The 26,599-nt window shown below is 58.6% G+C and carries 23 protein-coding genes; 14 read left to right on the top strand and 9 right to left on the bottom strand.

From position 1 onward, the window contains the following. Positions 1–107 precede the first annotated feature (107 nt). Positions 108–3,881, top strand: coding sequence for a methionine synthase (gene metH, locus AC5SEO_RS10850; RefSeq protein WP_495363860.1), 3,774 nt, complete (start codon positions 108–110; stop codon positions 3,879–3,881). 70 nt (positions 3,882–3,951) lie between these two features. Here the strand turns inward: metH and AC5SEO_RS10845 are convergent, their stop codons facing one another. Next, positions 3,952–5,283 carry an MFS transporter gene (locus tag AC5SEO_RS10845; protein WP_174068540.1) on the bottom strand — a complete coding sequence of 444 codons (1,332 nt, stop codon included), beginning with the start codon at positions 5,281–5,283 and terminating at the stop codon, positions 3,952–3,954. Between the two features lie 79 nt (positions 5,284–5,362). Further along, the gene (locus AC5SEO_RS10840) at positions 5,363–6,139 is read right to left on the bottom strand and encodes an AAA family ATPase (RefSeq protein WP_174068539.1); all 777 of its coding nucleotides are present in this window, start codon (positions 6,137–6,139) and stop codon (positions 5,363–5,365) included. 200 nt (positions 6,140–6,339) lie between these two features. On the opposite strand from AC5SEO_RS10840, the gene AC5SEO_RS10835 reads away from it, so the two are divergent. Next, positions 6,340–6,984: a hypothetical protein gene (locus tag AC5SEO_RS10835; RefSeq protein ID WP_174068538.1), complete on the top strand. Its 645-nt coding sequence runs from the start codon at positions 6,340–6,342 to the stop codon at positions 6,982–6,984. A gap of 47 nt (positions 6,985–7,031) precedes the next feature. Here the strand turns inward: AC5SEO_RS10835 and AC5SEO_RS10830 are convergent, their stop codons facing one another. From AC5SEO_RS10830 to AC5SEO_RS10805, 6 genes are all read right to left on the bottom strand, one after another. Continuing rightward, positions 7,032–8,075, bottom strand: coding sequence for a zinc-dependent alcohol dehydrogenase family protein (locus AC5SEO_RS10830; RefSeq protein WP_313595130.1), 1,044 nt, complete (start codon positions 8,073–8,075; stop codon positions 7,032–7,034). Between the two features lie 75 nt (positions 8,076–8,150). Further along, the gene (locus tag AC5SEO_RS10825) at positions 8,151–9,209 is read right to left on the bottom strand and encodes an ABC transporter ATP-binding protein (RefSeq protein ID WP_174068536.1); all 1,059 of its coding nucleotides are present in this window, start codon (positions 9,207–9,209) and stop codon (positions 8,151–8,153) included. A 13-nt stretch (positions 9,210–9,222) separates the two neighbouring features. Further along, positions 9,223–10,005, bottom strand: coding sequence for an ABC transporter permease (locus tag AC5SEO_RS10820; protein WP_003513330.1), 783 nt, complete (start codon positions 10,003–10,005; stop codon positions 9,223–9,225). Then, positions 10,002–10,886 (bottom strand): ABC transporter permease, encoded by an 885-nt coding sequence (locus AC5SEO_RS10815; protein ID WP_038491680.1) that lies wholly within the window; start codon positions 10,884–10,886, stop codon positions 10,002–10,004. Before AC5SEO_RS10815 ends, AC5SEO_RS10820 begins: the two co-directional genes overlap by 4 nt. Before the next feature lie 202 nt (positions 10,887–11,088). Further along, positions 11,089–12,195 (bottom strand): ABC transporter substrate-binding protein, encoded by a 1,107-nt coding sequence (locus tag AC5SEO_RS10810; protein WP_495363858.1) that lies wholly within the window; start codon positions 12,193–12,195, stop codon positions 11,089–11,091. Between the two features lie 288 nt (positions 12,196–12,483). Next, on the bottom strand, positions 12,484–13,362 hold the full coding sequence (locus tag AC5SEO_RS10805; RefSeq protein ID WP_495363856.1) for a MurR/RpiR family transcriptional regulator: 879 nt from the start codon (positions 13,360–13,362) through the stop codon (positions 12,484–12,486). Between the two features lie 177 nt (positions 13,363–13,539). Between AC5SEO_RS10805 and AC5SEO_RS10800 the strand changes: the two genes are divergently transcribed. The 9 genes from AC5SEO_RS10800 to AC5SEO_RS10760 all read left to right on the top strand — a co-directional run bounded on the left by AC5SEO_RS10800 (position 13,540) and on the right by AC5SEO_RS10760 (position 23,248). Then, positions 13,540–14,313: an N-formylglutamate amidohydrolase gene (locus AC5SEO_RS10800; protein WP_003513321.1), complete on the top strand. Its 774-nt coding sequence runs from the start codon at positions 13,540–13,542 to the stop codon at positions 14,311–14,313. A 212-nt stretch (positions 14,314–14,525) separates the two neighbouring features. Next, positions 14,526–16,040 (top strand): amino acid permease, encoded by a 1,515-nt coding sequence (locus AC5SEO_RS10795; RefSeq protein WP_003513319.1) that lies wholly within the window; start codon positions 14,526–14,528, stop codon positions 16,038–16,040. A 64-nt stretch (positions 16,041–16,104) separates the two neighbouring features. Further along, complete coding sequence (locus AC5SEO_RS10790) at positions 16,105–17,469, top strand: glutamine synthetase family protein (RefSeq protein WP_003513317.1); 1,365 nt, start codon at positions 16,105–16,107, stop codon at positions 17,467–17,469. Positions 17,470–17,487: 18 nt separating this feature from the next. Next, a complete protein-coding gene (locus AC5SEO_RS10785; RefSeq protein ID WP_003513315.1) occupies positions 17,488–18,876 on the top strand; it encodes an aldehyde dehydrogenase family protein in 1,389 nt (462 codons plus the stop codon). Beyond that, on the top strand, positions 18,873–20,018 hold the full coding sequence (locus AC5SEO_RS10780) for an iron-containing alcohol dehydrogenase (RefSeq protein ID WP_003513312.1): 1,146 nt from the start codon (positions 18,873–18,875) through the stop codon (positions 20,016–20,018). Before AC5SEO_RS10785 ends, AC5SEO_RS10780 begins: the two co-directional genes overlap by 4 nt. A gap of 9 nt (positions 20,019–20,027) precedes the next feature. Next, a complete protein-coding gene (locus AC5SEO_RS10775; protein WP_013636538.1) occupies positions 20,028–20,411 on the top strand; it encodes a hypothetical protein in 384 nt (127 codons plus the stop codon). Between the two features lie 161 nt (positions 20,412–20,572). Further along, the gene (locus tag AC5SEO_RS10770; protein ID WP_019565260.1) at positions 20,573–21,289 is read left to right on the top strand and encodes an AAA family ATPase; all 717 of its coding nucleotides are present in this window, start codon (positions 20,573–20,575) and stop codon (positions 21,287–21,289) included. Positions 21,290–21,348: 59 nt separating this feature from the next. Further along, the gene (locus AC5SEO_RS10765) at positions 21,349–21,996 is read left to right on the top strand and encodes a TetR/AcrR family transcriptional regulator (protein WP_026330777.1); all 648 of its coding nucleotides are present in this window, start codon (positions 21,349–21,351) and stop codon (positions 21,994–21,996) included. Positions 21,997–22,042: 46 nt separating this feature from the next. Beyond that, positions 22,043–23,248: an MFS transporter gene (locus AC5SEO_RS10760; protein ID WP_019565262.1), complete on the top strand. Its 1,206-nt coding sequence runs from the start codon at positions 22,043–22,045 to the stop codon at positions 23,246–23,248. 70 nt (positions 23,249–23,318) lie between these two features. Here AC5SEO_RS10760 and AC5SEO_RS10755 read toward each other — a convergent pair whose 3' ends face one another. After that, positions 23,319–24,710, bottom strand: a complete 1,392-nt coding sequence (locus tag AC5SEO_RS10755) for a L,D-transpeptidase family protein (RefSeq protein WP_003513302.1) — start codon at positions 24,708–24,710, stop codon at positions 23,319–23,321. 156 nt (positions 24,711–24,866) lie between these two features. On the opposite strand from AC5SEO_RS10755, the gene AC5SEO_RS10750 reads away from it, so the two are divergent. The 3 genes from AC5SEO_RS10750 (at position 24,867) to AC5SEO_RS10740 (ending at position 26,572) form a co-directional block, all read left to right on the top strand. After that, complete coding sequence (locus AC5SEO_RS10750) at positions 24,867–25,700, top strand: aldose 1-epimerase family protein (RefSeq protein WP_141193313.1); 834 nt, start codon at positions 24,867–24,869, stop codon at positions 25,698–25,700. A gap of 142 nt (positions 25,701–25,842) precedes the next feature. After that, on the top strand, positions 25,843–26,181 hold the full coding sequence (locus AC5SEO_RS10745) for a protein tyrosine phosphatase family protein (RefSeq protein WP_003513297.1): 339 nt from the start codon (positions 25,843–25,845) through the stop codon (positions 26,179–26,181). 49 nt (positions 26,182–26,230) lie between these two features. Beyond that, entirely contained in the window at positions 26,231–26,572 is a 342-nt protein-coding gene (locus AC5SEO_RS10740; RefSeq protein ID WP_003513295.1) for a RidA family protein, read from the top strand. The last annotated feature ends 27 nt before the right edge of the window (positions 26,573–26,599 follow it).

Here is a 26,599-nt window from a genome sequence, read left to right as displayed (position 1 = left end):
GCAACGACGCAAAGCCATACCTATACCTTGAAGATATATTGACATAAACATATCTTTATGTGACTTGACGGCTTGCGATCTTGCAAATCGAAATGAGGAGTGCGCCCGTGTTTGACGATCTGTTCGGCCCTGAAGGGGCAAAGCGCGACGGCGCGGAAATTTTGCGCGCGCTGCGCCAGGCCGCCAGCGAACGTATCCTCATTCTCGATGGCGCAATGGGCACGCAGATTCAAGGACTGGGGTTTGATGAAGATCATTTTCGCGGTGATCGTTTCATCGGCTGCGCCTGTCACCAGCAGGGCAATAACGACCTTCTGATCCTGACCCAGCCGGATGCCATCGAAGAAATCCATTATCGCTATGCGATGGCGGGCGCGGATATTCTCGAAACCAACACGTTTTCGTCGACGCGCATCGCGCAGGCGGACTACGAGATGGAAAACGCCGTCTACGATCTCAACCGCGAAGGGGCGCAGATCGTCCGCCGTGCTGCCCAGCGAGCTGAGCGCGAAGATGGCCGCCGCCGCTTCGTTGCGGGCGCTATCGGCCCGACCAACCGCACCGCCTCGATTTCGCCTGATGTCAACAATCCTGGTTACCGTGCCGTCAGTTTCGACGATCTGCGCATCGCCTATGGCGAGCAGATCGACGGTCTGATCGATGGCGGCGCGGATATCATCCTCATCGAGACGATCTTCGATACGCTGAACGCCAAGGCCGCAATCTTCGCCTGCGAGGAGCGCTTCGAGGCCAAGGGCATCCGTCTGCCGGTGATGATATCAGGCACGATCACCGACCTTTCCGGCCGCACGCTGTCCGGCCAGACGCCGTCTGCTTTCTGGAACTCGGTGCGACACGCCAACCCCTTCACCATCGGCCTCAACTGCGCTCTTGGTGCAGATGCCATGCGTCCGCATCTGCAGGAGCTTTCGGATGTGGCCGACACCTTCGTCTGCGCCTATCCGAATGCCGGCCTGCCGAACGAATTCGGGCAATATGACGAAACGCCCGAGATGATGGCGCGCCAGGTGCAGGGTTTTGCCCGCGACGGTCTTGTCAACATCGTCGGCGGTTGCTGCGGCTCGACGCCCGAGCATATCCGGGCGATTGCCGAAGCCGTCAAGGATTACAAGCCGCGCCCCATTCCCGAGCACAAGCCCTTCATGTCGCTTTCGGGTCTCGAACCCTTCGTGCTGACCAAGGACATTCCCTTCGTCAACGTTGGCGAACGTACCAACGTCACCGGCTCGGCCCGCTTCCGAAAGCTGATCACCGCCGGCGATTACACGGCGGCGCTGGCTGTCGCCCGCGATCAGGTGGAAAACGGTGCGCAGATCATCGACATCAACATGGATGAGGGCCTGATCGACTCGCAAAAGGCGATGGTGGAGTTCCTGAACCTCATTGCCGCCGAGCCTGATATTGCCCGCGTGCCTGTGATGATCGACTCATCCAAGTTCGAAATCATCGAAGCCGGTCTGAAATGCGTGCAGGGCAAATCGATCGTCAATTCGATTTCGCTGAAGGAAGGCGAGGAGAAGTTTCTCCAGCAGGCGCGGCTCGTCCACAATTACGGTGCTGCGGTCGTGGTCATGGCATTTGACGAGGTCGGGCAGGCGGATACCTATCAGCGCAAGGTGGAAATCTGCACGCGCGCCTACAAGCTTTTGACTGAAAAGGCGGGCCTGTCGCCGGAAGACATTATCTTCGATCCAAACGTGTTTGCGGTGGCCACGGGTATCGAGGAGCACAATAATTACGGCGTGGACTTCATTGAAGCCACCAAGACCATCCGCGAAACCATGCCGCTCACGCATATTTCCGGTGGCGTTTCCAACCTGTCCTTCTCCTTCCGCGGCAATGAGCCGGTGCGTGAGGCGATGCATGCCGTGTTCCTCTACCACGCCATCCAGGTCGGCATGGATATGGGCATCGTCAATGCCGGGCAGCTTGCGGTTTACGACAACATCGATGCGGAATTGCGCGAGGCCTGCGAAGATGTGGTGCTGAACCGCCGCGACGACGCGACGGAGCGGCTGCTTGACGTGGCGGAGCGTTTCCGCGGCACGGGTGAAAAACAGGCGAAGGTGCAGGATCTTTCCTGGCGCGAGCTTTCCGTCGAAAAGCGGCTGCAACACGCGCTGGTCAACGGCATTACCGAATTCATCGAAGCCGATACGGAAGAGGCGCGCCAACAGGCCGCCCGCCCGCTGCACGTTATCGAAGGGCCGCTGATGGCGGGCATGAACGTGGTCGGTGACCTGTTCGGCTCTGGAAAGATGTTTCTGCCGCAGGTGGTTAAATCCGCCCGCGTGATGAAGCAGGCCGTCGCCGTTCTGCTTCCTTACATGGAAGAGGAAAAGCGCCTGAATGGCGGTGAGCAGAACAAGGCCGCCGGCAAGGTGCTGATGGCGACCGTGAAGGGTGATGTGCACGATATCGGCAAGAACATTGTCGGCGTCGTTCTTGCCTGCAACAATTACGAGATCATCGATCTCGGCGTGATGGTGCCGACGACGAAAATCCTTGAAACGGCGATTGCCGAAAAGGTCGATGTGATCGGTCTTTCCGGCCTCATCACGCCATCACTTGATGAAATGGTGCATGTGGCGGCGGAAATGGAGCGGCAGGGTTTCAACATCCCGCTGCTGATCGGCGGCGCAACGACGAGCCGCGTGCATACGGCGGTGAAAATCCATCCGCGTTACGAACAGGGCCAGGCGATCTATGTCACCGATGCCTCGCGTGCGGTGGGCGTCGTCTCCGCACTTCTCTCCGCCGAGCAGAAGCCAGCCTATATCGACGGCATCCGGGCTGAATATGCCAAGGTGGCGGAGGCGCACGCCCGCAATGAGCGCGAAAAGCAGCGTCTGCCGCTTTCCCGCGCCCGCGAGAATGCGCACAAGATCGACTGGTCGACCTATAGTGTCGTGAAGCCGCAATTCTTCGGCACCAAGGTGTTCGAGACCTATGACCTTGAGGAGCTGTCCCGTTACATCGACTGGACGCCGTTCTTCCAGACCTGGGAGCTGAAGGGTCGTTATCCCGCTATCCTTGAAGACGAGAAACAGGGCGAGGCCGCGCGGCAGCTTTATGCCGATGCGCAGGCGATGCTGAAGAAGATCATCGAGGAAAAATGGTTCCGGCCGCGGGCTGTTATCGGCTTCTGGCCCGCCAATGCGGTGGGCGACGACATCAGGCTGTTCACGGATGAAAACCGCTCCGAAGAACTGGCGACCTTCTTCACGCTGCGCCAGCAGCTTTCCAAGCGTGACGGACGCCCCAATGTGGCGCTTTCCGATTTTGTCGCGCCTGTCGATAGCGGCGTTGCGGATAATGTCGGCGGCTTCGTCGTCACGGCGGGTATCGAGGAGGTGGCGATTGCTGAACGCTTCGAGCGGGCCAATGACGATTATTCGTCGATTCTCGTCAAGGCGCTGGCCGACCGTTTTGCGGAAGCCTTTGCCGAACGTATGCATGAGCGGGTGCGCAAGGAATTCTGGGGTTATGCGCCCGAAGAAGCTCTTGCCGGCGATGAGCTGATCGGCGAGGCCTATGCCGGGATCCGCCCTGCGCCGGGTTATCCGGCCCAGCCTGATCACACCGAAAAGAAAACCCTGTTCTCCCTGCTCGACGCCACCAACGCGGCGGGCGTGGAGCTGACGGAGAGTTATGCCATGTGGCCCGGCTCCTCCGTCTCCGGCCTCTATATCGGCCATCCCGAGAGCTACTATTTCGGTGTTGCCAAGGTGGAACGCGATCAGGTGCTGGACTATGCGCGTCGTAAGGACATGCCGTTGGTAGAGGTAGAGCGCTGGCTCGGACCGGTGCTCAACTACGTACCGGTAAACGGTGCCGAGGAGATCGACAGCGCGGCCTGACGTTTCGGCCACCGTTGTTGCAATAAAAAGCGCGGGTCCTGCCCGCGCTTTTTTTGTATCGTCGTTGGGCTTACGACCTTAAGGCCGCCAGTTCCTCTATGCCGACATGGCTTTCGATCTCGCTGCCGCGCAGATAGAGGTAAACGCCGATGCAGAAGGCGAGGGCGGCGATGAACACCAGATACCACGCATGCGCCATTGGATTGACGGCTAGCGCCATCGTTACGCCAATCGGTGTCAGCCCGCCGAAGATGGCATAGGAGACGTTGTAGGCGAAGGAGAGGCCCGAGAAGCGGACCGAGGCCGGGAAGGCGCGCACCATGACATAGGGCACTGCACCCGCCATGCCGACCGACAGGCCCATGACGCCGTAAAGCACGAACATGGTTTCTAGCGATGTGCCGGCATAGCTGTAGAAAGTGAAGGTGGCGATGCCGAAGAAGATGCTCGCGGCCATGAAGAAAATGCCGGAGCCGACACGATCGATCAATGCGCCGGCGATGATGACGCCGAAGATGAGGAACAGCGTGCCGAAGCTGGTGCCTGCCAGCGCCTGCGTCGGTGTGTAGCCATAGAGCTTCTGCAGGAAGGTTGCCGTCATCAGCGTGGTAACGACGATGGCTGCGGACAGAACCCAGGTCAGTAGCGCGGAAATGATCACGCCGCGCATATGGTGCTTGAGCACGAGGCCAAGCGGAAGCTTGTCCGTCAGCGACTTCGACTTTTTCATCTCCATGAAGATCGGTGTCTCTTCCAGCCAGCGGCGCAGATAGACGGCAATCAGGCCGAATATGCCGCCGAGCAGGAAGGGAATGCGCCATGCATAGGCCGCCACATCTTCTGCCGAGAAGAGGGAATTGATGGCAAAGGCAATCAGCGAACCGAGCATGATGCCGAAAGAGAGGCCGGACGTCAGAAAACCGCAGGCGAGCCCGACGCGGCGAAAGGGCACGTGCTCCGCAACGAAGGTCCAGGCACCCGGCACTTCGCCGCCGATGGCCGCACCCTGCAGCATGCGCAGGACGATGAGCAGGATGGGGGCCGCAATGCCGATGGTGGCATAGGTCGGCATCAGCGCCATGCCGAGCGTCGAAAGCGCCATGAGCAGGATGGAGAAGGCGAAGACGCGTTTGCGGCCATAACGATCGCCATAATGCGCGAGAACGATGCCGCCCAGCGGCCGCACCAGATAACCGGCGGCGAAGATGCCGAAGGTCTGGATCATCACCAGCCAATCGGGCATTTCCGGCGGGAAGAACAGATGGCCGATGACGGTGGCGAAAAACACGAAAATGATGAAATCGTAGAACTCCAGCGCGCCGCCGAGGGCCGAAAGGCCGAGAGTTCTGTAGTCCTGCCTGTTCAGGGGCCGGGCAGCTGCCGGTGTGGTGGTGGGAGACATAAGCCTGCTTCTTTTTCTAATTCACATGTTGCTAATGGGCATGCGGCAAGCGATGCGCGATTTCAAGCCTTATCAGCTCCTAATCGCTCAGGAATTTTGATGGACGATCAAGAAAGCGCCGCAGGAAACTGATGTTTTCCAGCTCATCATAAAGACGCTCGGTGATGCCGCTCTCGTCGAAGTAATAAATCGTCGCTTCGGGAATGGCCAAGAGTACCGGCGAATGGGTTGCGATGATCAACTGCCCGCCACTATCTGCCGTGTGACGGACGAGGGCTGCAAGCTCCAGCTGCTTTTGCGGTGAAAGAGGGCTTTCCGGTTCATCGAGAAAATAAAGGCCGGCGCCGTGCAGGCGCTGCTGCATGATATCGAGAAATCCCTCGCCATGCGAACGCCGGTCTATGACGTTGCTTCTGACGATATGCCTGAAAGTGTCCGGTGTCTCCTCGGGAAAATCTTCGCCTCTTTTCAGGGCTTTTTCCCGCTCCCAGCGAAAGTCATCCAGGGTCTCTTCATTCTGCTTGCGGACGTAGCCAAGCACGTCTTCGGCGCGCATGAACATGCGGATTTTCGGGTATTTCTTGCGGGCGAAATAGAATGCCTTCGCCACGGTTTCCGCATGCTGAAGATAGAGGTCGCCGGCAACCTGTCCATGATTGCCGATGGCATAGGCCGTCATTCCGGCCGCCAGCCCTTCCAGCAGCGTGGATTTGCCGGAGCCGTTATTGCCCGCGAAAAAGGTGATCGGCGTCTTGAATTCGAGGCGTTCCAGCTGGCGCAGCGCCGGAACGGTAAAGGGGTATTCGTCCCTTCGGTCCGGAGTTTCCTTCATGGTCACGCTGTCGAGAAACAGCATTTTCAATCCTCTTTATCGATGCTTCTTTTTCTGTGCGTCCGTTTGCGGCGGAAGAGGAGTATATTATATTGGTGTATATTATAAGTATCAAAATTACATCTGTGTATTTTCAAAGTAATTAAATGAATAATCATCGATTAAATTTTATATTAAGGCGATTGTAGAAATATATCCCGATATTTTTGTATTGCGGGGAAGATATGAATCAGATTGCGCTGGTTTACGTCGCCATCATATTTTTGTTCGCGTCTGCTGTGGATGCCGATGCCAAGCGTTTTCGGTTTTTTGCGGTGCCTGGCTTCAGTCGCGGTGAGACGATCGACAGGGTCTACGACTTGCCCAATCAAACGACTTTCGTGGTGGAAGGGAAGTTCTTTGACCTCGGCTATCTGAACAGCAGTAGTGGCGACGCTTATGTTCTTTATAATGGCGACCAATACGTGAAGTTGGACGAGGTGGGCCTTAAGGGCATTTCCAGTATGCTTGGATTTGACCCTACCGTCGAGGACCGCAAAAAACGTGCGGCGGCTTCGGAGGCGGCTAAGCCTATAGGGAGACTGATAGGTGGGTTTGTGCTGCTCGTGGGCCTGTTCGTGCTCCTGCGCAGGGGCATTCGCTGGTACTATCGGTCGGGTAGCAGAAACGCTCGTCTCGAGCGTGAAGATATCGAGGCGGTCGTCGAATTACCGGAACCCCGTCCGCCGACCATACGTCAGCAACGTGCGCCAGTTACCCAGGATTATACGCCCGCTCTCAATGAGGTTGCACCGCCGACCAGAAGACCGGAGGCCGCGCCAAATCGCGCGGGGATGGCAGTCCGGCCGTTCGGACGCAGGAATGCCTGATGCCGTCTAGACAAACGGCATTTTCCGGGACGTTCCGGCTGTGACTGTTATTCGAACCGGTCGATGATGCTGATGCCACTTTCCTGGAAACGGTCCATGGCGGGAAGGGCGGTGATGGCATCGGAAAGGGTGATGTGGCGGCCGATCAGTTTTTCGGGCGCGAGCTTACCGCTCTCGATCATCGCCAGCATGTCTTTGTAGCGCCATGCCTGCATGCCGTGGCTGCCGTAAATCTCCAGCTCGTGGGCAATCACCCGGGCCATGGGGATGGCTGGCATGGCGTGATCGGCCAGCATCAGCCCTACCTGAACGTGGCGCCCGCGCCGGCGCAGGTTGCTGATGGAATTGCAGCAGGTCTGCGGGTGGCCAAGCGCGTCGATAGAGACATGCGCGCCGCCGCCGGTCACTTCGCGCACCGCCTCCGTGACGTCGGCAACCGAGCGGCTGTTGATGGTGGCGGTTGCGCCGAGTTGGCGGGCAAGTTCGAGCTTGTCTTCCGCAATGTCGATGGCGACGACCTGAGCGCCGAGGCCTGCGCCAATCATGATGGCGGAGAGGCCGACGCCGCCGCAGCCATGTACCGCCAGCCACTCGCCGCCTTTCAGGCGACCCTGGTCCGTCACAGCCCGGAAGGACGTGGCGAAACGGCAGCCGAGACCGGCGGCAGTGGCGTAGCTCATCGTATCAGGCAGATGAACAAGGTTCTGGTCCGCGTAATCGATGGCGACATATTCGGCGAAAGAACCCCAATGGGTGAAGCCGGGCTGGAACTGCGTCTCACACACCTGTTGATTGCCGGAGCGGCATTCATGGCAACGGCCGCAGCCGGAAACGAAGGGAACGGTGACACGGTCGCCTGTCTTGAACCTGGTAACGTTCTTTCCGACCGCAGCGATAACGCCGGCGAATTCGTGGCCGGGGACATGCGGCAGGCGAATATCCGTATCGTGGCCCATCCAGCCATGCCAGTCGCTGCGGCAGAGGCCCGTCGCCTTCACCTCGATGACCACGCCGTCGTCGGTCGGCTCCGGATCAGGCAGGGATGCCACAATCGGGGTCTCGCCGAACAGTTCGTAAAAAAGCGCGCGCATCCTGGCCTCACATTGTCGGTAAGCAGATTTGAATTATACCTGCTCTATCTGCTTCCGACGCTGGAGAAAAGCCATTTAATCTTTGATCACCATAAGATCACCAGCCGCGAATTTAAGCGTTACTTGTTCGCCCAGGGCGGGCGGTGCGGTTCCGGGATCGTTGAACATGTCGAAAGACAAGGTCGAACCGCCGAGGTCAAGACGGGTTCGTATTACCGAACCCAGGAACTGGCTTGAGGTCACGATACCGGAAATAGCCACGTCTCCCTTCGCGTCAGCGCCTAGAGCTCCTGCTTCCGGGCGCAAGGCGAGGGTGATTTTTTCACCGTTTGCAACATCGACCGGCTTGTGGAGCGTCACGTTCTGCTCCCCGACACGGATTGTGCTGGTAGAGGAATCGACGACGGTTGCGTCGATCAGGTTCAGCGTGCCGACGAAGGAGGCGACAAACCGGGTCGTGGGCTTGTTGTAGATATCGAAGGGCGAACCGATCTGGTCGGCGCGGCCGGAATTCATGACAACGATACGGTCGGAGATCGACAGGGCCTCTTCCTGATCGTGGGTCACGAAAATCGTGGTGATGCCGAGCTTTCTCTGGATCTGGCGGATTTCTTCGCGCAGCGATACGCGGATCTTGGCATCGAGCGCGGAAAGCGGCTCGTCCAGCAGAAGCACTTCCGGCTTCGGGGCCAATGCGCGGGCAAGCGCCACGCGCTGCTGCTGGCCGCCTGACATCTGGTAGGGGTAACGATCCGCCAGATGTTCCAGATGGATGAGCTGGAGCATTTCCTTCACGCGCGCATCGATCTCGGCTTTCGGCTTGCCGGCGACTTTGAGGCCAAAGGCGACATTTTCGTAGACGTTCATGTTGGGGAACAGCGCATAGGCCTGAAACACCATGCCGATATTGCGCTGGTTCGGTCTGAGCGTCGTCTGGTCCTTGCCGTTGATGACGATCGATCCGCCGGTCGGGATTTCGAAACCGGCGATCATGCGCAGCACGGTGGTCTTGCCGCAGCCCGATGGTCCGAGAAAGGAGACGAACTCGCCCTTTTCGATGGCCATGTTGAAATCATGGACGACCTGTACGGAGCCGAAGGATTTCTTGATATTGCTAAGTGTCAAAAAGCTCATGAAAATCTTGTCCTCAGGCCTTGGGAGGCGCGCCCTTCTGGTAGCGTGAAACGAGTTGGATCAACCCAAGGCAACCCCAGGTGATGCCGAAGGAGATCACGGCAAGTGCAGCCGGTTCATAGGCGCGGTTGGCGCCAAGCAGCTGCATATAGGGGCCAAAGGCCGGGCGGTTCAAAAGGGCGGCCATGGTGAATTCACCGATGACGATGGCGAAGGTCAAAAACGCACCTGATAGCACGGCGACCAGAACATTGGGCAGGATGATGCGCGACAGAATGGTCGTCCACCCCGCGCCAAGGCTCTGCGCCGCTTCCGTCAGCGTCGAGACGTCGATGGTCCTCAGACCAGTATCGACGGCGCGGTACATGTAGGGCAAGGCGAGCGTGGCATAACCGAACATCAAAAGCAGGTTGGTGCCGAAGGTCGTGCCGGTCAGCGGAAGCCAGCTGGAGGTGTTGTAAAGCCTGATATAACCGAACACGATGACGATGGCCGGGATGACCAGCGGCAGGAGCGTGATGAATTCGATATAGGGGCGCAGGCCCGGCAGTTTGAGGCGGACCCAATAGGCCGTGGGCACCACCAGCAGCACACCGAAAACGATGGTGAAGAGAGCCATCACCACCGAATAGCTGAAGGTTTCCTGAAAACGCGGGTCGGTGAGCACCTTGCCATAGGCGTCGAAGGAATATTCACCGCGGCGCATTTTCAGCGAGAAGTTGGTCATGCCGATCAGCGGCAGGGCGAAATAGAGCAGGCCAAAGATCAGCGCGCCCCAGGCGAAGAATTTCTTCATTTGAGCCACCTTTCGCTACGGGCGCGCAGCCAGATGTAAAGCGCATTGGCAATGCCGGTGACGACGATCATGCCGAAGGCGAGAGCGTAACCCAGATGCGGATTGCCGAGAACGTCGCCGCGGATCTGCGCGAAAAGCAGGATGGGCACGATGTTGAGCGACGAGCCGGTAAGCGCGATCGCGGTGGCCACCGCACCGAAGGCATTGGCAAACAGCAGCGACATGGTGCCAAGCAACGATGGCAGGAGGATGGGGAAGGCCACCATGCGCCAATATTGCACGCCGGTCGCGCCAAGGATTTCCGCAGCTTCGCGCCACTCGCGCTTCAATCCGTCAAGCGCCGGCGTGATGATGAGGATCATCAGCGGAATCTGGAAGAACAGATAGGTGACTGTCAGGCCCCAGAAGGACAGGATGTTGAAGCCGAGGAGTCTAAGATCAATGCCGATCTGCGTCTTCAAAAACACGGTGAGTAGGCCGACCGGGCCGAGTGTGGCGATGAAGGCGAAGGCGAGCGGCACGCCGGCAAATTGCGATGCGACGCCCGAAAATGTCAGGAGTGGTCCGCGAATGCGCTGCGGCAGACCGCCCAGAACCACGGCGGCGGCGACGGCAAAACCAATCAGGCAGCCAAGAGCCGCCGAGGCGAGGCTGATCTTGATCGAAATCCAGTAGGCCGCGAGGATGGACGAGGTGAAAAGCCCGGCGACGTTTTCCAGCGTCAGGCTGCCATCGGGACGCTGGAACGCACCGACCACGATTTTCATCGTCGGAAAAATCAGAAACAGCAGAACAAAAACAGCAAAAGGTACGACGCCTAACCAATGAAGCGGCAACTTTCTGCCCGCATCGGATGGTCCGCCGGAGTTGGTTGATGGCATGCCTGGTCCCCAAACGCCGTTTTCAAACGGTCTGTCTATAAAGTTCTTTATTATCGCACGTCCGGTAAAAACGGAATCGTCAGACGCACTTTCGATCTTTGTTTTGTGCAATTTCCGGGGGTAAAACCTAGGGAGTTTTACCTGAAATGCTTTCAAAGAAGCACCCCGGCTTTTTGAAAAGCCGGGGTGTATTTTTCAAAGGTTACTTCACGTTCGCGCCGACGACGCTGTCCCAGCCGCCGGTAACGGCGGCCTTGTTGGCGTCGACATCTTCGAGCGTCGGGAAGATTGCCTTTTCATAGGCTGCTGCCGGCGGCAGGCTGTCGATCAGTTCCTGCGGAACCTTGCCGGCCTTGACCATCGCGTTGAAGCGGATCGGGTGGCAATAACCCTTCAGCCAGCCGAGCTGACCGTCGTCGGAGTAGAGGTGTTCCATCCAGAGCTTGGCAGCGTTCGGATGCGGGGCGTAAGCGGAAATGCCCTGAACGTAAACGCCAGCCAGAACGCCTTTTTCCGGAACCACGACTTCCGTGGGCGGGTTGTCGTTCAGTGTCTTCTTCCAGGAGAGCGCGTTATAGTCCCAGGCGACGATGATCGGGGTAGCACCCTGTGCCAGCGTGCCAGCCTTGCCGATGACTGGCAGGAAGTTGCCAGCCTTGTTGAGCTCGGCGAAATATTTCAGGCCAGCCTCACCGGGTTCCTTGCCGGACTTCGCACCGCTGGCAAGACCGGCGGCGAGAACGCCGAGGATAGCCTGGTTGGAAGCGCGCGGATCGCCGGCAAGCGCTACCTGACCGGAATATTCCGGCTTCTGCAGGTCGGCCCAATCCTTCGGCACGTTCTTGACGAGGTCCTTGTTCACGAAGAAGGACATCACGCCGTAATAGTCGCCGTACCAGTAACCTTCCGGATCCTTGACGTTGTCAGGGATTTCGTCCCAGGTGGAGACCTTGTAAGGCTGCAGCAGGCCTTCGGCCTTCATCTGCGGGCCGAAAGCGAGACCGACGTCGACAACGTCAGGAGCCTGCGGGCCCTTGTTGTCCTTGTTCGCCTTTACCGCTTCAACTTCATCGGCAGAGCCGGCGTCGGGGTTGAGTTCGTTGACGGTGATTTCCGGATATTTCGCCTTGAAAGCGGCGATGACGTCGCCGTAACCACACCAGTCGTGCGGCAGCGCGACGGTGGTCAGCATGCCTTCCTTCTTGGCGGCAGCGATCAGTTCGGCGCTTGGCGCAGCGGCAGCGATCGCGGTGGAGGCCATTACCAGAGCGGTGGTGGCAGCAAGCAGTCGACGGCAATGAGAGATCACTTTTTTCTCCTCTTCGTGTTCTCGTATTACGGACGCTGATACGGATTCTGGATGAAGCTAATGTGACGGCTGGATTGCAATTTATTTATCCGGATTCCGTCACTTTACGCCCATTTTCCGCCATCACCCGGCTTTGTGCCTGCAATCGCGGGGTAATCCCATCATCATTCGTGTTGGACAGATATGTTCCCCAGCTTGTTTTTATCCCGCTTTATCGCGCTGGTAGCGATTTCGGGTATCCAATCAGCCGGCGGTTTCCGCGTCAAGCACTGTGCCGGCTACTAATGTTCATGTCCGGTCCGGCCTGCGGAACAGACGCGTCTGCTCGAACAGGCCTTCCAGCGCGTTCATGCGCTCCTTGGTTTCATCCCAGGTACTGCTCTGCACTGCTTCGATCAGCGCTTCGACGACAAACAATGTAACGACCGATGAATCCCATGCCGAGGGGGCTTCGATCTTCACACGGAAGGTGTGCAGCGCGTGGCGCGCCACCGGCGATGTCCACTGATCCGTGAAAAGAATGATCTGTACGCCGTTTGCCTTCGCCACCTCGGCAAGCGTCGTCATGTCGTGCTCATAACGGCGGATGTCGAAGATCACCAGCACATCGCCGGCGCTCATATTCAACATATATTGAGGCCAGGCGCTGGAGTTGGACGACATCAGCGTCGTCTTTGGCCGGATCACCTGCATATGCGTGAAAAAATATTCGGCAATCGCTCCGGTGATGCGCCCGCCGACGAAATAGATGCTGCGTTTGCGGTCCGAGAGCAGCCTTGCGGCATTGTCGAAGACCGCGGTGTCGAGATCGCTCAAAGTGTCGCGCAGATTGCCCGTTATGGCGTCGGCGAAACGGTTGAGAATATGCAGACCCGGCGCATTGGTGGCCCAGCGGTCATGTTTGGCAACCGGGCCGGAGATCGTCGCTTCCAGTTCCTGGTGCAGATGGGCCTGAAACTCCGGGTAACCTTTATATCCGAGCTTCTGCACCATGCGCGCTACCGTCGGCGTCGAAACACCGGCATTTTCGGCAATCGTGGTGATGCTGCCGAGACCCGAGACGGGGTAGTTGCCGAGAAGGCTCTCCGCCAGCTGTTTTTCCGAACGGGTCAGCGCGTCATAGTGGGCATGGATGACATCCGACACGGTGGCCGTCGTACTGCGCAAATCTTTCCCCTTCCGGTCTTTTTGCCGGTGTATGGGCGAATATAAGCATCTGTGCCAGCTATCGAGTCAATGGGGAAAATGAAGAGAAAATTTCAAAATTCCATTTGACACTCGCGATAATGTGAAGAATTCTTTTCGTCATCGGCGGGATGGCAGGTTTCGGGGCGGGATGCGTGCATGACGGTGCGTTCACGGTTTTTCACGGAAGCGGAAGGACAGGCTGTCGGCGTCGAGAACGCCGCAGCAAAGGGCGACGTCGTTCTCGTCTGCGAACATGCTTCAGCCACCATCCCGGAAAAACTCGGTACGCTCGGTCTTTCGCCGGACGTGCTTTCGAGCCATGCGGCCTGGGATCCGGGCGCCTTGGCGGTTGCGAGGCTGCTTTCGCAGAAGCTCGATGCCACGCTCGTCCATCAGCGGTTTTCGCGTCTGGTCTATGATTGCAACCGGCCGCCGGAATCGCCTTCTGCCATGCCGGTCAAAAGCGAGATTTACAATATTCCCGGCAATCTCGATCTGAGCGATGCGGAACGGTTTGCCCGAACCTCGGCGCTTTACGTGCCGTTTCACGACCGTGTCAGTGAGATTATTGCTGAGCGGCAGGACCGCGGCCGCAAGGTGGTGGTAGTGACCATTCACAGTTTCACGCCGGTCTACCACGGTCAGTTCCGTGAAGTGCAGATCGGCATCCTGCACGATACTGACAGCCGGCTGGCCGATGCGATGCTGGTGGGCGCCGAGGGTTCTGCGCTCACGGTAAAGCGCAACGATCCCTACGGTCCGGAAGACGGTGTAACGCATACATTGCGGCTGCATGCGCTGCCGGACGGACTTTTGAACGTCATGATCGAGATCCGCAACGATCTGATCGCCAATGAAGGAGACCAATCGGCAATTGCCGATTTTCTCCACGAGCTTATGGGGAAGGCGCTCTCATCAATCGATGAGTGAGGGAGCAATGGGGCGGCTTATGGTGAAAACACCGCGGCCGACCGTCAATGAGACTGCCGCAATCGACAAAAGCCGGAACGGCATGAAGCGGCAAGGGAACAGCAGATGCGTGCGGCGCAGTGCGGGAAACCTCCCGGGCGATGCCGGAAACTGGGGGCACAATCGGCCAATAACGGCTGGCTGGCTTTTTTTTCTATTAAGGAGAGAAGGGCATGGACGGTTCATCATCAGGCGTCAGCTACAAGAAGGCTGATGCATCCTATTTCGAAAAACGCGGACTATCCCGATACGCGGGCGTGTGGTCGCTGTGGTCGCTTGGCGTCGGCGCGGTCATATCAGGGCATTTTTCCGGATGGAATTTCGGCTTTTCCACCGGCGGCTGGGGCGGCATGCTGGTGGCGGGCATCATCATTGCCATCATGTATCTCGGGCTGACATTCTCGATTGCGGAAATGAGCCCGGCGCTGCCGCACACGGGTGCCGCCTATTCCTTCGCCCGCACGGCCATGGGCCCGTGGGGCGGTTTCGTCACGGGACTTTGCGAGAATGTCGAATATGTGCTGACGCCGGCGGTCGTCGTTACCTTCATCACCGCCTATGTGAACTCCATTCTCGGCCTCGATCCGGCCTATTCACCTTTCGTGTGGATAGCCTTCTACGCGATCTTCCTTGCTCTCAACGTCTTCGGACTTGAGCTTTCCTTCAAGGTCACCCTGGTCATCACGCTGATTTCACTCGGCGTTCTGGTGTTCTTCTGGGTCAGCGCCATTCCGAACATGGATTTTTCGCGTTACGCGCTTAATATCGGTGTCGGACCCGATGGCAAGGCTGTGGAGCTGCCGGAAGGCAACGGTTCCTTTTTCCCATTCGGTTTTTCGGGCGTTCTTGCCACGCTGCCTTTTGCGGTCTGGCTGTTCCTCGCCATCGAGCAGCTGCCGCTGGCGGCTGAAGAATCCGTTGATCCGAAACGCGATATGCCCAAGGGTATCATTCTCGGCGTCATCACGCTGATGGTTTCGGCCTTCATGATCGTGCTGCTGAACCCGTCACTACCGGGCGTCGGCGCCTTTCATCTCAGCTCGTCGCTTGAACCGCTGCTGGATGGCTTCAAGGCGATCTACGGCGATGGCGGCGTGGTGCTGCTTGGTCTCGTGGCGCTGACAGGCTTGATCGCCAGCTTCCATACGATCCTCTATGCGCAGGGCCGCCAGATCTATTCGCTGTCGCGTGCGGGTTACTTCCCGACAGTGCTGTCAATCACTCATTCGAAATACCGGACGCCATACGTTGCCAATATTGCCGGCGCGCTCGTCGGCCTTGCGGTCATGCTCGTCATCTGGTTCTCGCTAGGTGCGGAACAGGGCGGCAGCATCATCGGCAGCGTGCTTTTGAACATGGCCGTGTTCGGTGCGATGTTCTCCTACATCCTGCAGGCGATTTCCTTCATCCTGCTCAGGAAAAATCTGCCGCATATCGAGCGGCCGTTCCGCTCGCCCTTCGGCATTCCGGGCGCGGTGTTGACAATCATCATCGCCATCGTGACGCTGCTCTATCAGATCCAGGATCCGAACTTCACCAAGGGTGTGCTGTGGGTAGCCGTATGGTTTGCGGTTGCCATTGCCTACTTCGCCTTTGTCGGACGCCATCGCCTCATCCTGTCGCCGGAAGAGGAGTTCGCGCTGGAGCACAAGCAGGCTGCCATGGCAGCGGCGGCTGCAAAGGCCTGATGCTCGAACTGACGGGCGGCCGCATACCGGCCGCCTGCTCGCCACATGAAAAGGGATGGACAAAATGACGAGCTATACATTCGACGCGCTGAAGATGGATGTGGCCGAAGGGCGCATCGACACGGTTCTGGCCTGCCTTGTCGACATGCAGGGGCGTCTGATGGGCAAACGGTTCCAGGCGGAGTTTTTCGTTGAAAGCGCCTTTGAGGAAACCCATAGCTGCAACTATGTGCTTGCCACCGACATGGAGATGGAAACCGTTCCCGGTTACAAATCCTCAAGCTGGGAAAAGGGCTATGGCGACTATACGCTGAAGCCCGACCTTTCGACGCTGCGGAAGGTGCCGTGGCTGGAAGGCACGGCGCTGGTTCTGTGCGATGTGCTCGATCACCACACCCATGAAGAAGTGCCGCATTCGCCGCGCGCGCTGCTGAAAAAGCAGGTGGCGCGGCTGGAGGCGATGGGGCTTAAGGCCTATATGGCCACCGAGCTCGAATTTTTCCTGTTCGACCAGACCTTCGATGCGGCACGCGCCAGCGGCTACAGGGACCTGAACCTCGCCAGCGGCTACAACGAAGACTATCATATCTTCCAGACGACCAAGGAAGAGGACGTCATGCGGGCGCTGCGCAAGGGCCTGCAGGGTGCGGGAATTCCGGTCGAGAATTCCAAGGGCGAGGCGTCTCCCGGTCAGGCGGAAATCAATGTGCGTTATGCCGAGGCGCTGACCATGGCCGACCGGCACGCCATCATCAAAAACGCCACCAAGGAGATTGCCTGGTCGAAGGGTAAGGCGGTGACGTTCCTTGCCAAGTGGAACTACAATGCCGCTGGCAGTTCCTCGCATATCCACCAGTCGCTTTGGAGCCTGGATGGCAAGCCGGCTTTCCTCGACAAGGACGGCGAACACGGCATGTCGGATGTGATGCGGCATTATGTTGCCGGGCTTCTGGCGCATGCCAGCGACATCACCTATTTCCTGGCGCCCTACATCAATTCCTACAAGCGTTTCATGGCTGGCACCTTCGCGCCGACCAAGGCGATATGGAGCCTCGACAACCGCACGGCAGGATACCGCCTTTGCGGCGCGGAAACCAAGGGCATCCGTATCGAGTGCCGTGTCGGCGGGTCGGATCTCAATCCCTATCTCGCCATGGCAGCTCTTCTTGCGGCGGGCATTGACGGCATTGAAAATAAACTCGAACTTGAGCCCGCTTTTGTCGGTGACGCCTATGGCGGGAAGGACGTGCGCGAGATACCCAAGACATTGCGCGACGCGACCGCCTTCCTGGACGGATCGAAAATGCTGCGTAAGGCCTTTGGCGACGACGTGGTCGATCACTACGTGCACGCCGCAAGGTGGGAGCAGGAAGAATACGACCGCCGCGTGACCGACTGGGAAGTGGCGCGCGGTTTCGAGAGAGCCTAATCATTACGGGAAAACATCATGACCATGATCCAGAATATCTCGCCCATCGACGGCTCGGTTTATGCCGAGCGGGAGGCGATGTCGCTGGAAGCGGCGCGCGCCGCCGTTTCGAAAGCGCGCAAGGCGCAGAAGGACTGGGCGCGACGTCCGCTTGAGGACCGCATTCAGCTGGTTCTCAAAGGTGTGGCGCGCCTCAACGAAATGGTGGCCGAGGTGGTGCCGGAACTGGCGCATATGATGGGCCGCCCGGTTCGTTATGGCGGCGAGTTCAAGGGCTTCAACGAGCGCTCCAATTATGTCGCCTCCATTGCGGCGGATGCGCTGGCGCCGCTCGTCATCGAGGAAAGCGGCAATTTCGAACGCCGCATCGAGCGCGAAGCACATGGCGTGGTCTTCGTCATCGCGCCGTGGAACTATCCCTACATGACGGCGATCAATACCGTTGCCCCGGCTCTGATGGCCGGCAACACAGTCGTCATCAAACATGCGGCGCAAACGCTTCTCGTCGGCGAGCGGATGGTGCGGGCTTTCGTCGAGGCGGGCGTGCCTGACGATGTCTTCATCAATGTCTTCCTCGATCACGGCACAACCTCGGCGCTGATTTCCGAGGGCCTGTTCAATTTCGTCAACTTCACCGGTTCGGTGGAAGGCGGCCGGGCCATCGAGCGCGCCGCTGCCGGCACCTTCACCGGTCTCGGGCTTGAACTCGGCGGCAAGGACCCCGGCTATGTGATGGAGGATGCCGATCTCGACGCTGCCGTCGATACGTTGATGGATGGCGCGACCTATAACTCCGGACAATGCTGCTGCGGCATCGAGCGTATCTACGTCAACGAAAACCTCTATGACGCATTCGTCGAGAAGTCCGTGGCGTGGGTGTCCAACTACAAGCTCGGCAATCCGCTGGAACAGGAAACGACACTCGGGCCGATGGCCAACAAGCGTTTCGCCAAGGTGGTGCGCGCACAGATCGCTGATGCCGTCTCAAAGGGCGCCAAGGCTTTGGTCGATCCCAAGCTTTTCCCTGCCGATGACGGCGAGAGCGCTTACGTCGCTCCGCAAGTGCTCGTCAATGTCGATCATTCCATGGAGTTCATGACCGAAGAAACCTTCGGCCCCGCTCTTGGCATCATGAAGGTGAAGAACGACGACGAGGCCATCGCCCTGATGAATGACAGCAAATATGGCCTCACTGCCTCGCTCTGGACGCAGGATGCAGCGCGTGCCGGGCGTATCGGCCGTGAGATCGAAACCGGCACCGTGTTCATGAACCGTGCGGATTATCTCGATCCCGCGCTCTGCTGGACAGGTGTGAAGGAAACGGGCCGTGGCGGCTCGCTTTCCGTTCTCGGTTTCCAGAACCTGACCCGACCGAAATCCTACCATCTGAAGAAAGTCACGAAATGAATATCGTCGCCAACTGGAGCTATCCCACCGCCGTCAAGCTTGGCCGTGGCCGGATCAAGGAACTGGCGGAAGCCTGCAAGACGCTCGGCATCAAGAAGCCGCTTCTCGTCACGGATCGCGGCCTTGCCAATATGGCGATTACCGCGCATGCGCTCGATGTACTGGAAGAGGCTGGGCTCGGCCGGGCGATCTTCGCCGACGTCGATCCGAACCCCAACGAAATCAACATGGAAGCCGGCGTAAAAGCCTATCGCGATGGCGGCCATGACGGCGTCGTCGCCTTCGGCGGTGGTTCCGGCCTCGATCTTGGCAAGACCATCGCATTCATGGCCGGGCAGACGCGCCCGGTCTGGGATTTCGAGGATATCGGTGACTGGTGGACGCGGGCGGACGCCTCGAAGATTGCGCCCATCGTCGCGGTTCCGACGACGGCGGGCACCGGTTCGGAAGTTGGCCGCGCCAGTGTCATCACCAATTCGCAGACCCATGTGAAGAAGATCATCTTCCATCCAAAGCTTTTGCCCGGCGTCGTCATCTGCGATCCGGAACTGACTGTCGGCATGCCGAAGGTCATCACGGCAGGCACGGGCATGGACGCCTTTGCCCATTGCCTCGAAGCCTATTCGTCGCCGTTCTTCCATCCGATGAGCGCCGGCGTTGCGCTTGAAGGCCTGCGTCTGGTCAAGGAATTCCTGCCACGCGCCTATAAGGACGGCACGGATATCGAAGCGCGCACCAATATGATGGCGGCGGCTGCGATGGGGGCGGTTGCCTTCCAGAAGGGTCTCGGCGCCATTCACTCGCTCTCGCATCCGATCGGCGCTGTCTATAACACCCATCACGGCATGACCAATGCCGTGGTCATGCCTGCCGTCCTGCGTTTCAACCGCCCGGCCATCGAAGACAAGATTGCCCGCGCTGCCGCATATCTAGGCATTTCGGGCGGTTTCGATGGTTTCTATGATTATGTGCTGGAGCTTCGCAAGGAACTCGGCGTGCCTGATAACCTGACCGCCATGGGCATTAAGCCTGACCGCATTGACGAACTGGCGGCAGAAGCGATCAAGGATCCGAGCTGCGGCGGCAATCCGGTGCCGATGACGCTGGAGAATACCAGGAAATTGTTTGAGGACTGCTTTTAAAGGGTAGTTATGGCAGCCATGAGATTTTCAGTTTTTTCGCCATTGCTCGCAGTGGCGTTTCTAAGCCTGCCCCTTGCGGCGCAGGCCGCTTCTTTCAAGGAACTTTCCGGTCAGGGTTACAAAGTCGGAGCTCTGTCGAGCACTAAGGCGGGAATCCGGGGATGGAATTTGTCCAGGGGTTCAGACCGCTATTTCTGTGAAATGCGCGCGACTATGGCGTATTCTGGAAAGAACGGCATGGTGTCCTTCACGAGCGCCGGACGCATGATTACGCTTGATCGTGCAACCGTTGAGAAAAGGCTGGGCAGTTCCCTGAACTTGCCGAAGTACGAGGATCTAAAAGCCGGTCGCCTGCGTGCGGACGATGTGGGTTCCTGCCGAAAGCTGGCGTGATCAATCAGATGGCAAAAGCCCGCGATTTATCGCGGGCTTTTTGTTGTCCACACAAACGATCTTAGTCTTTTCTTAACCATGTTCGTTAAGGTTATGGAAAGCACCATGATTGGTTCGGTGCGTGAATGAGCATGAAACAGCTCTGATCATCAGGGGATATCATGCCTGTCATTACTTTTGCCAACACCAAGGGCGGCGCGGGAAAAACAACTGCCGTATTGCTTCTGGCAACCGAACTTGCCCGCAGCGGCCACCGCGTGACGGTTCTGGATGCCGATCCGCAATTGTGGATTTCCCGCTGGCACGAATTATCAGGCGAGATCGAAAATCTCTCGGTAATTTCGCATGTGACGATGGCGTCTCTCGAGGGGCATATCCGCGAAAACAATGCCAATACCGACTGTTTCATCATCGATCTGCCGGGAGCGAAAAACCCGCTTCTGACCATGGCGCTTGGTATTTCCGATCATGTGCTGATACCGGTGCAGGGCTGCGCCATGGATGCGCGTGGGGCTGCGGAGGTTCTTGACCATATCGAGTTCCTGAACCGCAAGATGGGCAAGGCGATCGCCCACTCCATCGTGCTGACGCGGGTCAACGCCATGGTGGCGACCCGCTCGCTGCTGCTTGTCAAAATGCTGCTGGCCGAGAAGAACGTTTCGGTTCTGAATACGCCGATTGTCGAAAGAGCGGCTTATCGCGATATCTTCGATTATGGCGGAACGCTTCTCTGTCTCGACAAGGACAAGGTCAGCAATATCGACAAGGCGGTGGAGAATGCGAAAGCATTCGCGAGCGAGTTGCTAGGCCTTTTGCCGAAACCCCTGTCGCGGTTGGGCACCCAACCCGCGCGCTTTTTCACCCGCAAGGCGGCTTGAAAACACTCCCAATGCCCGGACTGCTGGAGGTGCGGGCATTATTTTTGCTTGATTTGGAAATGATCATTTCCTATATTGCGATCATGACCGATACCAGCCACACCAATTCCCCGGAACAACGCCATCGCGGCAGGCCGCGCGAGTTCGATATTGACCGCGCGCTTGATGGAGCAATCCGTGTTTTTTCTAGGCGCGGGTATCACGCCACCTCTGTCGGTGATCTTACAGATGCGATGGAACTGGCGCAGGGCAGTCTCTACAAGGCTTTCAAGGACAAGAAATCCATCTTCATCGCGACGATGGAGCGCTACAGGACCTTGCAGACGGAGCGGTTTGAAGCCGCCGTTGCCGGTTATGATACCGGTTACGAGCGTTTGCGAGCCGGCCTGATGTTTTATGCGGAACGGTCGCACGGTGCCACCGGTTCGGATGGATGCCTCGTGGTTGGCGCTGCCGCCGATCTCGCCGCACTGGACGACGATATCGCTGTCGTGGTCGAGCGGGCGGTGAAGGCGAGGGAGCGGATCGTTGCCCGGCTGGTGGCTGAGGGGCAGAGGGATGGTTCCGTGCAGTCGAAGACTGATCCCGATGATCTCGCCAGAGCGATGTTGTGCATGATGTACGGGATGCGGGTGGTGGGAAAGACCGGGCGCAGTCTGGAAGAGATGACGGCCGTGGTGGATATCGCCCTGAAACTTGCCGAATAATTTCGTGGCTATTTAGGAAACATTCGTTTCCATTTTGGAGAAAATGATGACGACGCGTGTAGTTGAAGGGGAGGATGTTTACGAAACATCCATTTCCCCGGCCCTGACTTTTCTGCTGGCTACCGCCTGCGGACTGATTGCGGCTAATCTTTATTATGGCCAGCCCCTTGCCGGCATCATCGGGGCGGAGCTTGGCCTGTCTGCCGGCGCAACCGGTCTGATCGTGACCCTGACGCAGATCGGTTACGGCGTCGGCCTGCTTTTCGTCGTGCCGCTTGGCGATCTGGTCGAGAATCGCAGGCTGGTCGTCAGCACCGTTTCGATGGCGGTGCTTGCGCTCCTCGCGGCGGCTTTTGCCCCGCATGCGGCACCTTTTCTGATTGCGGCCTTTCTGGTCGGTATCAGTTCGGTCGCGGTGCAGGTTATCGTTCCCTATGCGGCGCACATGGCGCCGCACGCTGTTCGAGGGCGGGTGGTCGGCAATGTCATGAGCGGATTGATGGCCGGTATCATGCTGGCGCGCCCGGTTTCCAGCCTCCTGTCGGAAGTCGTCTCCTGGCGCGGTGTGTTCCTGACTTCGGCTGGCGTCATGGCAATTCTCGCCGTTGTGCTCTATCGCCTTTTGCCCGTTCGTGTGCCTGAGGCAAGGCTGGGTTATGGGGCGTTGATGGCCTCCATGGGCAGGCTTGCCGCCCATACGCCTATCCTGCGGCGGCGGGCGATCTATCACGCCTTCCTGTTTGCTGCCTTCAGCCTGTTCTGGACGACGACGCCGCTTTATCTGAGCGGGCCGCATTTCAATCTCAGCCAGGGCCAGATTGCGCTGTTTGCCCTTGCCGGTGCAGCAGGCACCGTCGCCGCGCCGATTGCGGGGCGCATGGCTGACCGGGGCTGGACCTATGCCGCTACTTTTGCCGCGATGGTGGCAGCGGCGCTGTCATTCGCCGTCACGCATCTTGCGCCGGAAGGATCGCATCTGGCACTCGGCATTCTCGTGGTCGCCGCCATCGTTCTCGATTTCGGCGTCACCACCAATCTGGTGCTGGGTCAGCGCGCCATCTTCACGCTCGGCGCCGAATTCCGCAGCCGTCTGAACGGCGTCTACATGGCGACATTTTTCATGGGCGGTGCGATTGGCTCTGCCGTCGGCGGCTGGGCCTATTCCGTTGGGGAATGGGGTGCTGCGTCCTGGGTCGGCTTTGCTCTACCAGCGGCAGCGCTGCTTTACTTCCTGACTGAAAAGCGCGGATAACATTCAGCAACGAAAAAGCCCGGCGGAATGACATCCGCCGGGCTTTTGCAATTCGTCTTCGCGGTCATTCCTATTCCGCGAACTCAACCACGACGCCGGGTCGGACCATTTTTGCCAGCTCCGTCGCATCCCAGTTGGTGAGGCGGATACAGCCGTGGCTGTTGGTCTTGCCGATCTTCGAGGGTTCCGGCGTGCCGTGGATACCGTAGGTCGGTTTGGACAGGGCAATCCAGACTGTGCCAACAGGGCCGTTTGGACCGGGCGGAATTTGCAGGATCTTGTCGTTCTGGCCCTGCCTGAAGTTGATCTTCGGATTGTAGGTGTAACCCGGATTAAGCGCGACGCGCTCGACGGTGTGCGTGCCGCTTGGCGAAGGCGTGTCGGTAGAACCGATGGTGGCGGGATAAGCGGCGATCAGAGCGCCATCCTCTCCATAAGCGAAGACCTGCTTGATGCCCTTATGCGCGACGATGCGGGCCACCTGGCCCTTTTTGGGTTCCCCCGGATTGACGACCTTGATGATGGTGCCGGGTACGGAGAAATCGATGCCGGGGTTCAGTTCTTTCAGATAGGTCTCGTCCATGTGGAAGCGCTCTGCCAACGCCTCCGATGTGGAGGTGAAGGAGAGGGCGGGTAGCTGCGACTTCTCCGCATAGTCATCCGGAATGGAAGCGACATAGGGGCCGGCTGCATCGGCTGCGGTGATCGTATAATCGACGATCGGCATGCCGCCGGAGGCGCGCAGACGCTCGAGAATGTCCTCGGAATTGTTCGGGTCGAGCTTTTCGCCGGTCATGTCCTGCCAGGCGGCAATCGCCTTGTTGACGTTGTCGCCCATCTTGCCATCGATCACGCCGGGCGAGATGCCTTCGCGGTCGAGGAAAGTCTGAAGTGCTACGATCTCCTGGCGGGAGCGGTTGACCGGTGTGGTGACGGGCGTGTGGCGCTCGATCAGGTGCTGCGGCTGCGGAACGGCAGCCGTGGTGCTTTCTTCGGGCATCGGCTGGTTGAGCGGCGCGCTTTCGACAGCGCCCGGGCCGGGAACCGAGCCGGTATAGACATCGTCGCCGGAACCATTGCCGCGATATTCGCGATAATCGCGCACGCTTCCATTATCCTGATAACCGTAATCGCGCTGCGGCTCACGATATTCACCACCGGGGGCCGGGGGATAGTAGGTGGTGTCGCGTTGCTGTACCTGTTGCCGCTGCTGATAGCCTGACGGCATTTCAGTGGCCAGCAGGTTGCCGTACCGGTCATAAAATACCGTGCGGCCCATATTGTCGCGACTGATGACGATGTCGCCACGTTGGGGCACGAAATCGAGAACACGGCCATCCGGCGTCACCAGAACCGGCTGTTCCTGATAGCCATAACGCTGCTGCGCGCCAGCCTGTAGAGGCGCGCAAACCGCCGCCAAGGCAATCGCCAGACCCAGAGCTGCGTTAACAAACTGTTTCACGATTCTGCTATCCCTTACTTCGTTCACCGATAAACACACCGTAATCTTGACCCTATTGTGAAAAAGGTGAATTCACGGTTAAAGCAATCTTAATTTACGTCACGGTTAGTAGCGTTTCCGTGATTATTGCGCTTTTACTGCCACAGGGAGGTTGTCTTGCGTTCGTTTCAGGCCGGCAAATCGCCGCGCATTTTCCTCGATGAAACCTCCGTTTTCGATATTGGCGCCTGTGTTGTCGATGGTATCGACATCGCGCCCGGCCGTGCCATTCCAGATGATGGCGATCCGCGCATCGACCATTCGCTGGAAGGCTTTCTGTTCACCTGCGGTCCCGATCATATCCGCCATCCCGAACCGATCGGCGGTGAGGGCGAGGGGAGTCGATATCCGTTGCATGGGGCCTTCTCCGCGCATCCCGCCAAGATAGTTGCCTTCGACGTTCATGAGTCCAATGCATTGGCGCGTGCCGAGGTTCCCGTGAACCTTGCCGATGGTGGCACGGCCCTTCTCGAGCGGACATGGCGCATCGATGGCGAAAGCGGCGAAGTCAGCCTCGATGACCGGATCGTCAATACGAGTTCGCGGCCGATCCCGGTTTTTCTGATGTACCACATGAATGTCGGCGCGCGGCTGTTTGACGAGGCCGTTCGTCTGGAAGGTGCCATGCTTGATGGCGGTGGTCATGGCTGGCGCTTTGGCGAGGAGCCGGGCACGGTGTTCTGTGTACCTGCCGGTCAGGACGAATGGGCGGAACTAGCTCTCGGTCCGATTGCCGCAATTGGCGGCAAGACGCTGAAAGTACGTTTCGGCACGGAGACGTTGCCCTATCTGCAGATGTGGCGGAACCAGAAGGATCCGGCCAATGTGCTTGGCATCGAACCGGTTTCGCACCGCTGGGTGGGGCGCGGCGAGCTTGAGGCCGCCGGCGAGTTCAATATGCTGCAGCCGGGCGAAAGCCGCTCCTATGGTCTTCGCTTTTCCATCCTCTGAATAGGGGACTGAATGGCGTACCGAATGAAGGCGCCGTATCATTGACGCAAGAGTTTTGAGCCCTTACATCGGATGCGGATTTCAGACAGTGGCGACAGCGTGCCAGCGGCGCCAAGGCGCCGGTTTAAGCGGAGGCATTAATATGGATATCAGGCGCATAGACGACGAATATTCGGTCACGGGACAGATCAGCGTTGCCGATCTCGACGAGGTCAAGGCACTCGGCTTCAAGTCGATCGTCTGCCACCGCCCGGATGGCGAAGAAGAAGGCCAGCCGCTTTTCGCCGATATTGCCGAGCGTGCCGAACAGCTTGGCCTGACCATCGTGCATGTACCGGTTGGCCGCTACGGCGTCGATGCGGATGCGGTTACCGGCATGGTGGATGCGCTTGACGAATTGCAGCGCCCGATGCTCGGCTATTGCCGTTCCGGCGCGCGCTCGACCGCGATCTACGAAAAGACCCACCACCTGCGCGGCTGATTTTCCGCGGATAATTCGATTTTCTAAAGCCAATCAACAGGAGTTTTCCATGACCATCAAGCGTATCGAACCGGGCAAGCGCATGAGCGGCGCCGTCATCCACGGCAACACCGTTTATCTGGCCGGCCAGGTCGGTGAGGGCGTGTCCGTGACCGATCAGAGCAAGTCGGCGCTGGCTGAAGTCGATCGTCTGCTGGCCGCTGCCGGTTCCGACAAGTCGAAGATCCTGCAGACCATCATCTACCTCTCCGACATGTCCACCTTCGGCGAAATGAACGCCGTCTGGGAAGGCTGGATCGACCCGGCAAACCCGCCGGCCCGCGCCACCAGCGAAGCGGCGCTTGCTACTCCGGACTACAAGGTTGAGTTCATCGTTACCGCTGCTCTCTGAGTAACGGTTTGATTTTGAAAAAGGCCG

Source organism: Agrobacterium sp. K11, assembly GCF_059429395.1.
The sequence above is the reverse complement of the archived record's forward strand: the minus strand, read 5'-3'. Positions and strand labels throughout refer to the sequence as shown.

Bases quoted from the DNA above. Each gene is read 5' to 3' on its own strand.
- AC5SEO_RS10765 (WP_026330777.1), top strand. From the start codon at position 21,349: ATGATCATTTCCTATATTGCGATCATGACCGATACCAGCCACACCAAT.
- AC5SEO_RS10780 (WP_003513312.1), top strand. From the start codon at position 18,873: ATGAATATCGTCGCCAACTGGAGCTATCCCACCGCCGTCAAGCTTGGC.
- AC5SEO_RS10840 (WP_174068539.1), bottom strand. From the start codon at position 6,139: ATGCTGTTTCTCGACAGCGTGACCATGAAGGAAACTCCGGACCGAAGG.
- AC5SEO_RS10835 (WP_174068538.1), top strand. From the start codon at position 6,340: ATGAATCAGATTGCGCTGGTTTACGTCGCCATCATATTTTTGTTCGCG.
- AC5SEO_RS10795 (WP_003513319.1), top strand. From the start codon at position 14,526: ATGGACGGTTCATCATCAGGCGTCAGCTACAAGAAGGCTGATGCATCC.
- AC5SEO_RS10775 (WP_013636538.1), top strand. From the start codon at position 20,028: ATGGCAGCCATGAGATTTTCAGTTTTTTCGCCATTGCTCGCAGTGGCG.
- AC5SEO_RS10825 (WP_174068536.1), bottom strand. From the start codon at position 9,209: ATGAGCTTTTTGACACTTAGCAATATCAAGAAATCCTTCGGCTCCGTA.
- AC5SEO_RS10770 (WP_019565260.1), top strand. From the start codon at position 20,573: ATGCCTGTCATTACTTTTGCCAACACCAAGGGCGGCGCGGGAAAAACA.
- AC5SEO_RS10820 (WP_003513330.1), bottom strand. From the start codon at position 10,005: ATGAAGAAATTCTTCGCCTGGGGCGCGCTGATCTTTGGCCTGCTCTAT.
- AC5SEO_RS10800 (WP_003513321.1), top strand. From the start codon at position 13,540: ATGACGGTGCGTTCACGGTTTTTCACGGAAGCGGAAGGACAGGCTGTC.
- AC5SEO_RS10830 (WP_313595130.1), bottom strand. From the start codon at position 8,075: ATGCGCGCGCTTTTTTACGAACTGTTCGGCGAGACCCCGATTGTGGCA.
- AC5SEO_RS10740 (WP_003513295.1), top strand. From the start codon at position 26,231: ATGACCATCAAGCGTATCGAACCGGGCAAGCGCATGAGCGGCGCCGTC.
- AC5SEO_RS10745 (WP_003513297.1), top strand. From the start codon at position 25,843: ATGGATATCAGGCGCATAGACGACGAATATTCGGTCACGGGACAGATC.
- AC5SEO_RS10845 (WP_174068540.1), bottom strand. From the start codon at position 5,283: ATGTCTCCCACCACCACACCGGCAGCTGCCCGGCCCCTGAACAGGCAG.
- AC5SEO_RS10785 (WP_003513315.1), top strand. From the start codon at position 17,488: ATGACCATGATCCAGAATATCTCGCCCATCGACGGCTCGGTTTATGCC.
- AC5SEO_RS10760 (WP_019565262.1), top strand. From the start codon at position 22,043: ATGACGACGCGTGTAGTTGAAGGGGAGGATGTTTACGAAACATCCATT.
- AC5SEO_RS10815 (WP_038491680.1), bottom strand. From the start codon at position 10,886: ATGCCATCAACCAACTCCGGCGGACCATCCGATGCGGGCAGAAAGTTG.
- AC5SEO_RS10790 (WP_003513317.1), top strand. From the start codon at position 16,105: ATGACGAGCTATACATTCGACGCGCTGAAGATGGATGTGGCCGAAGGG.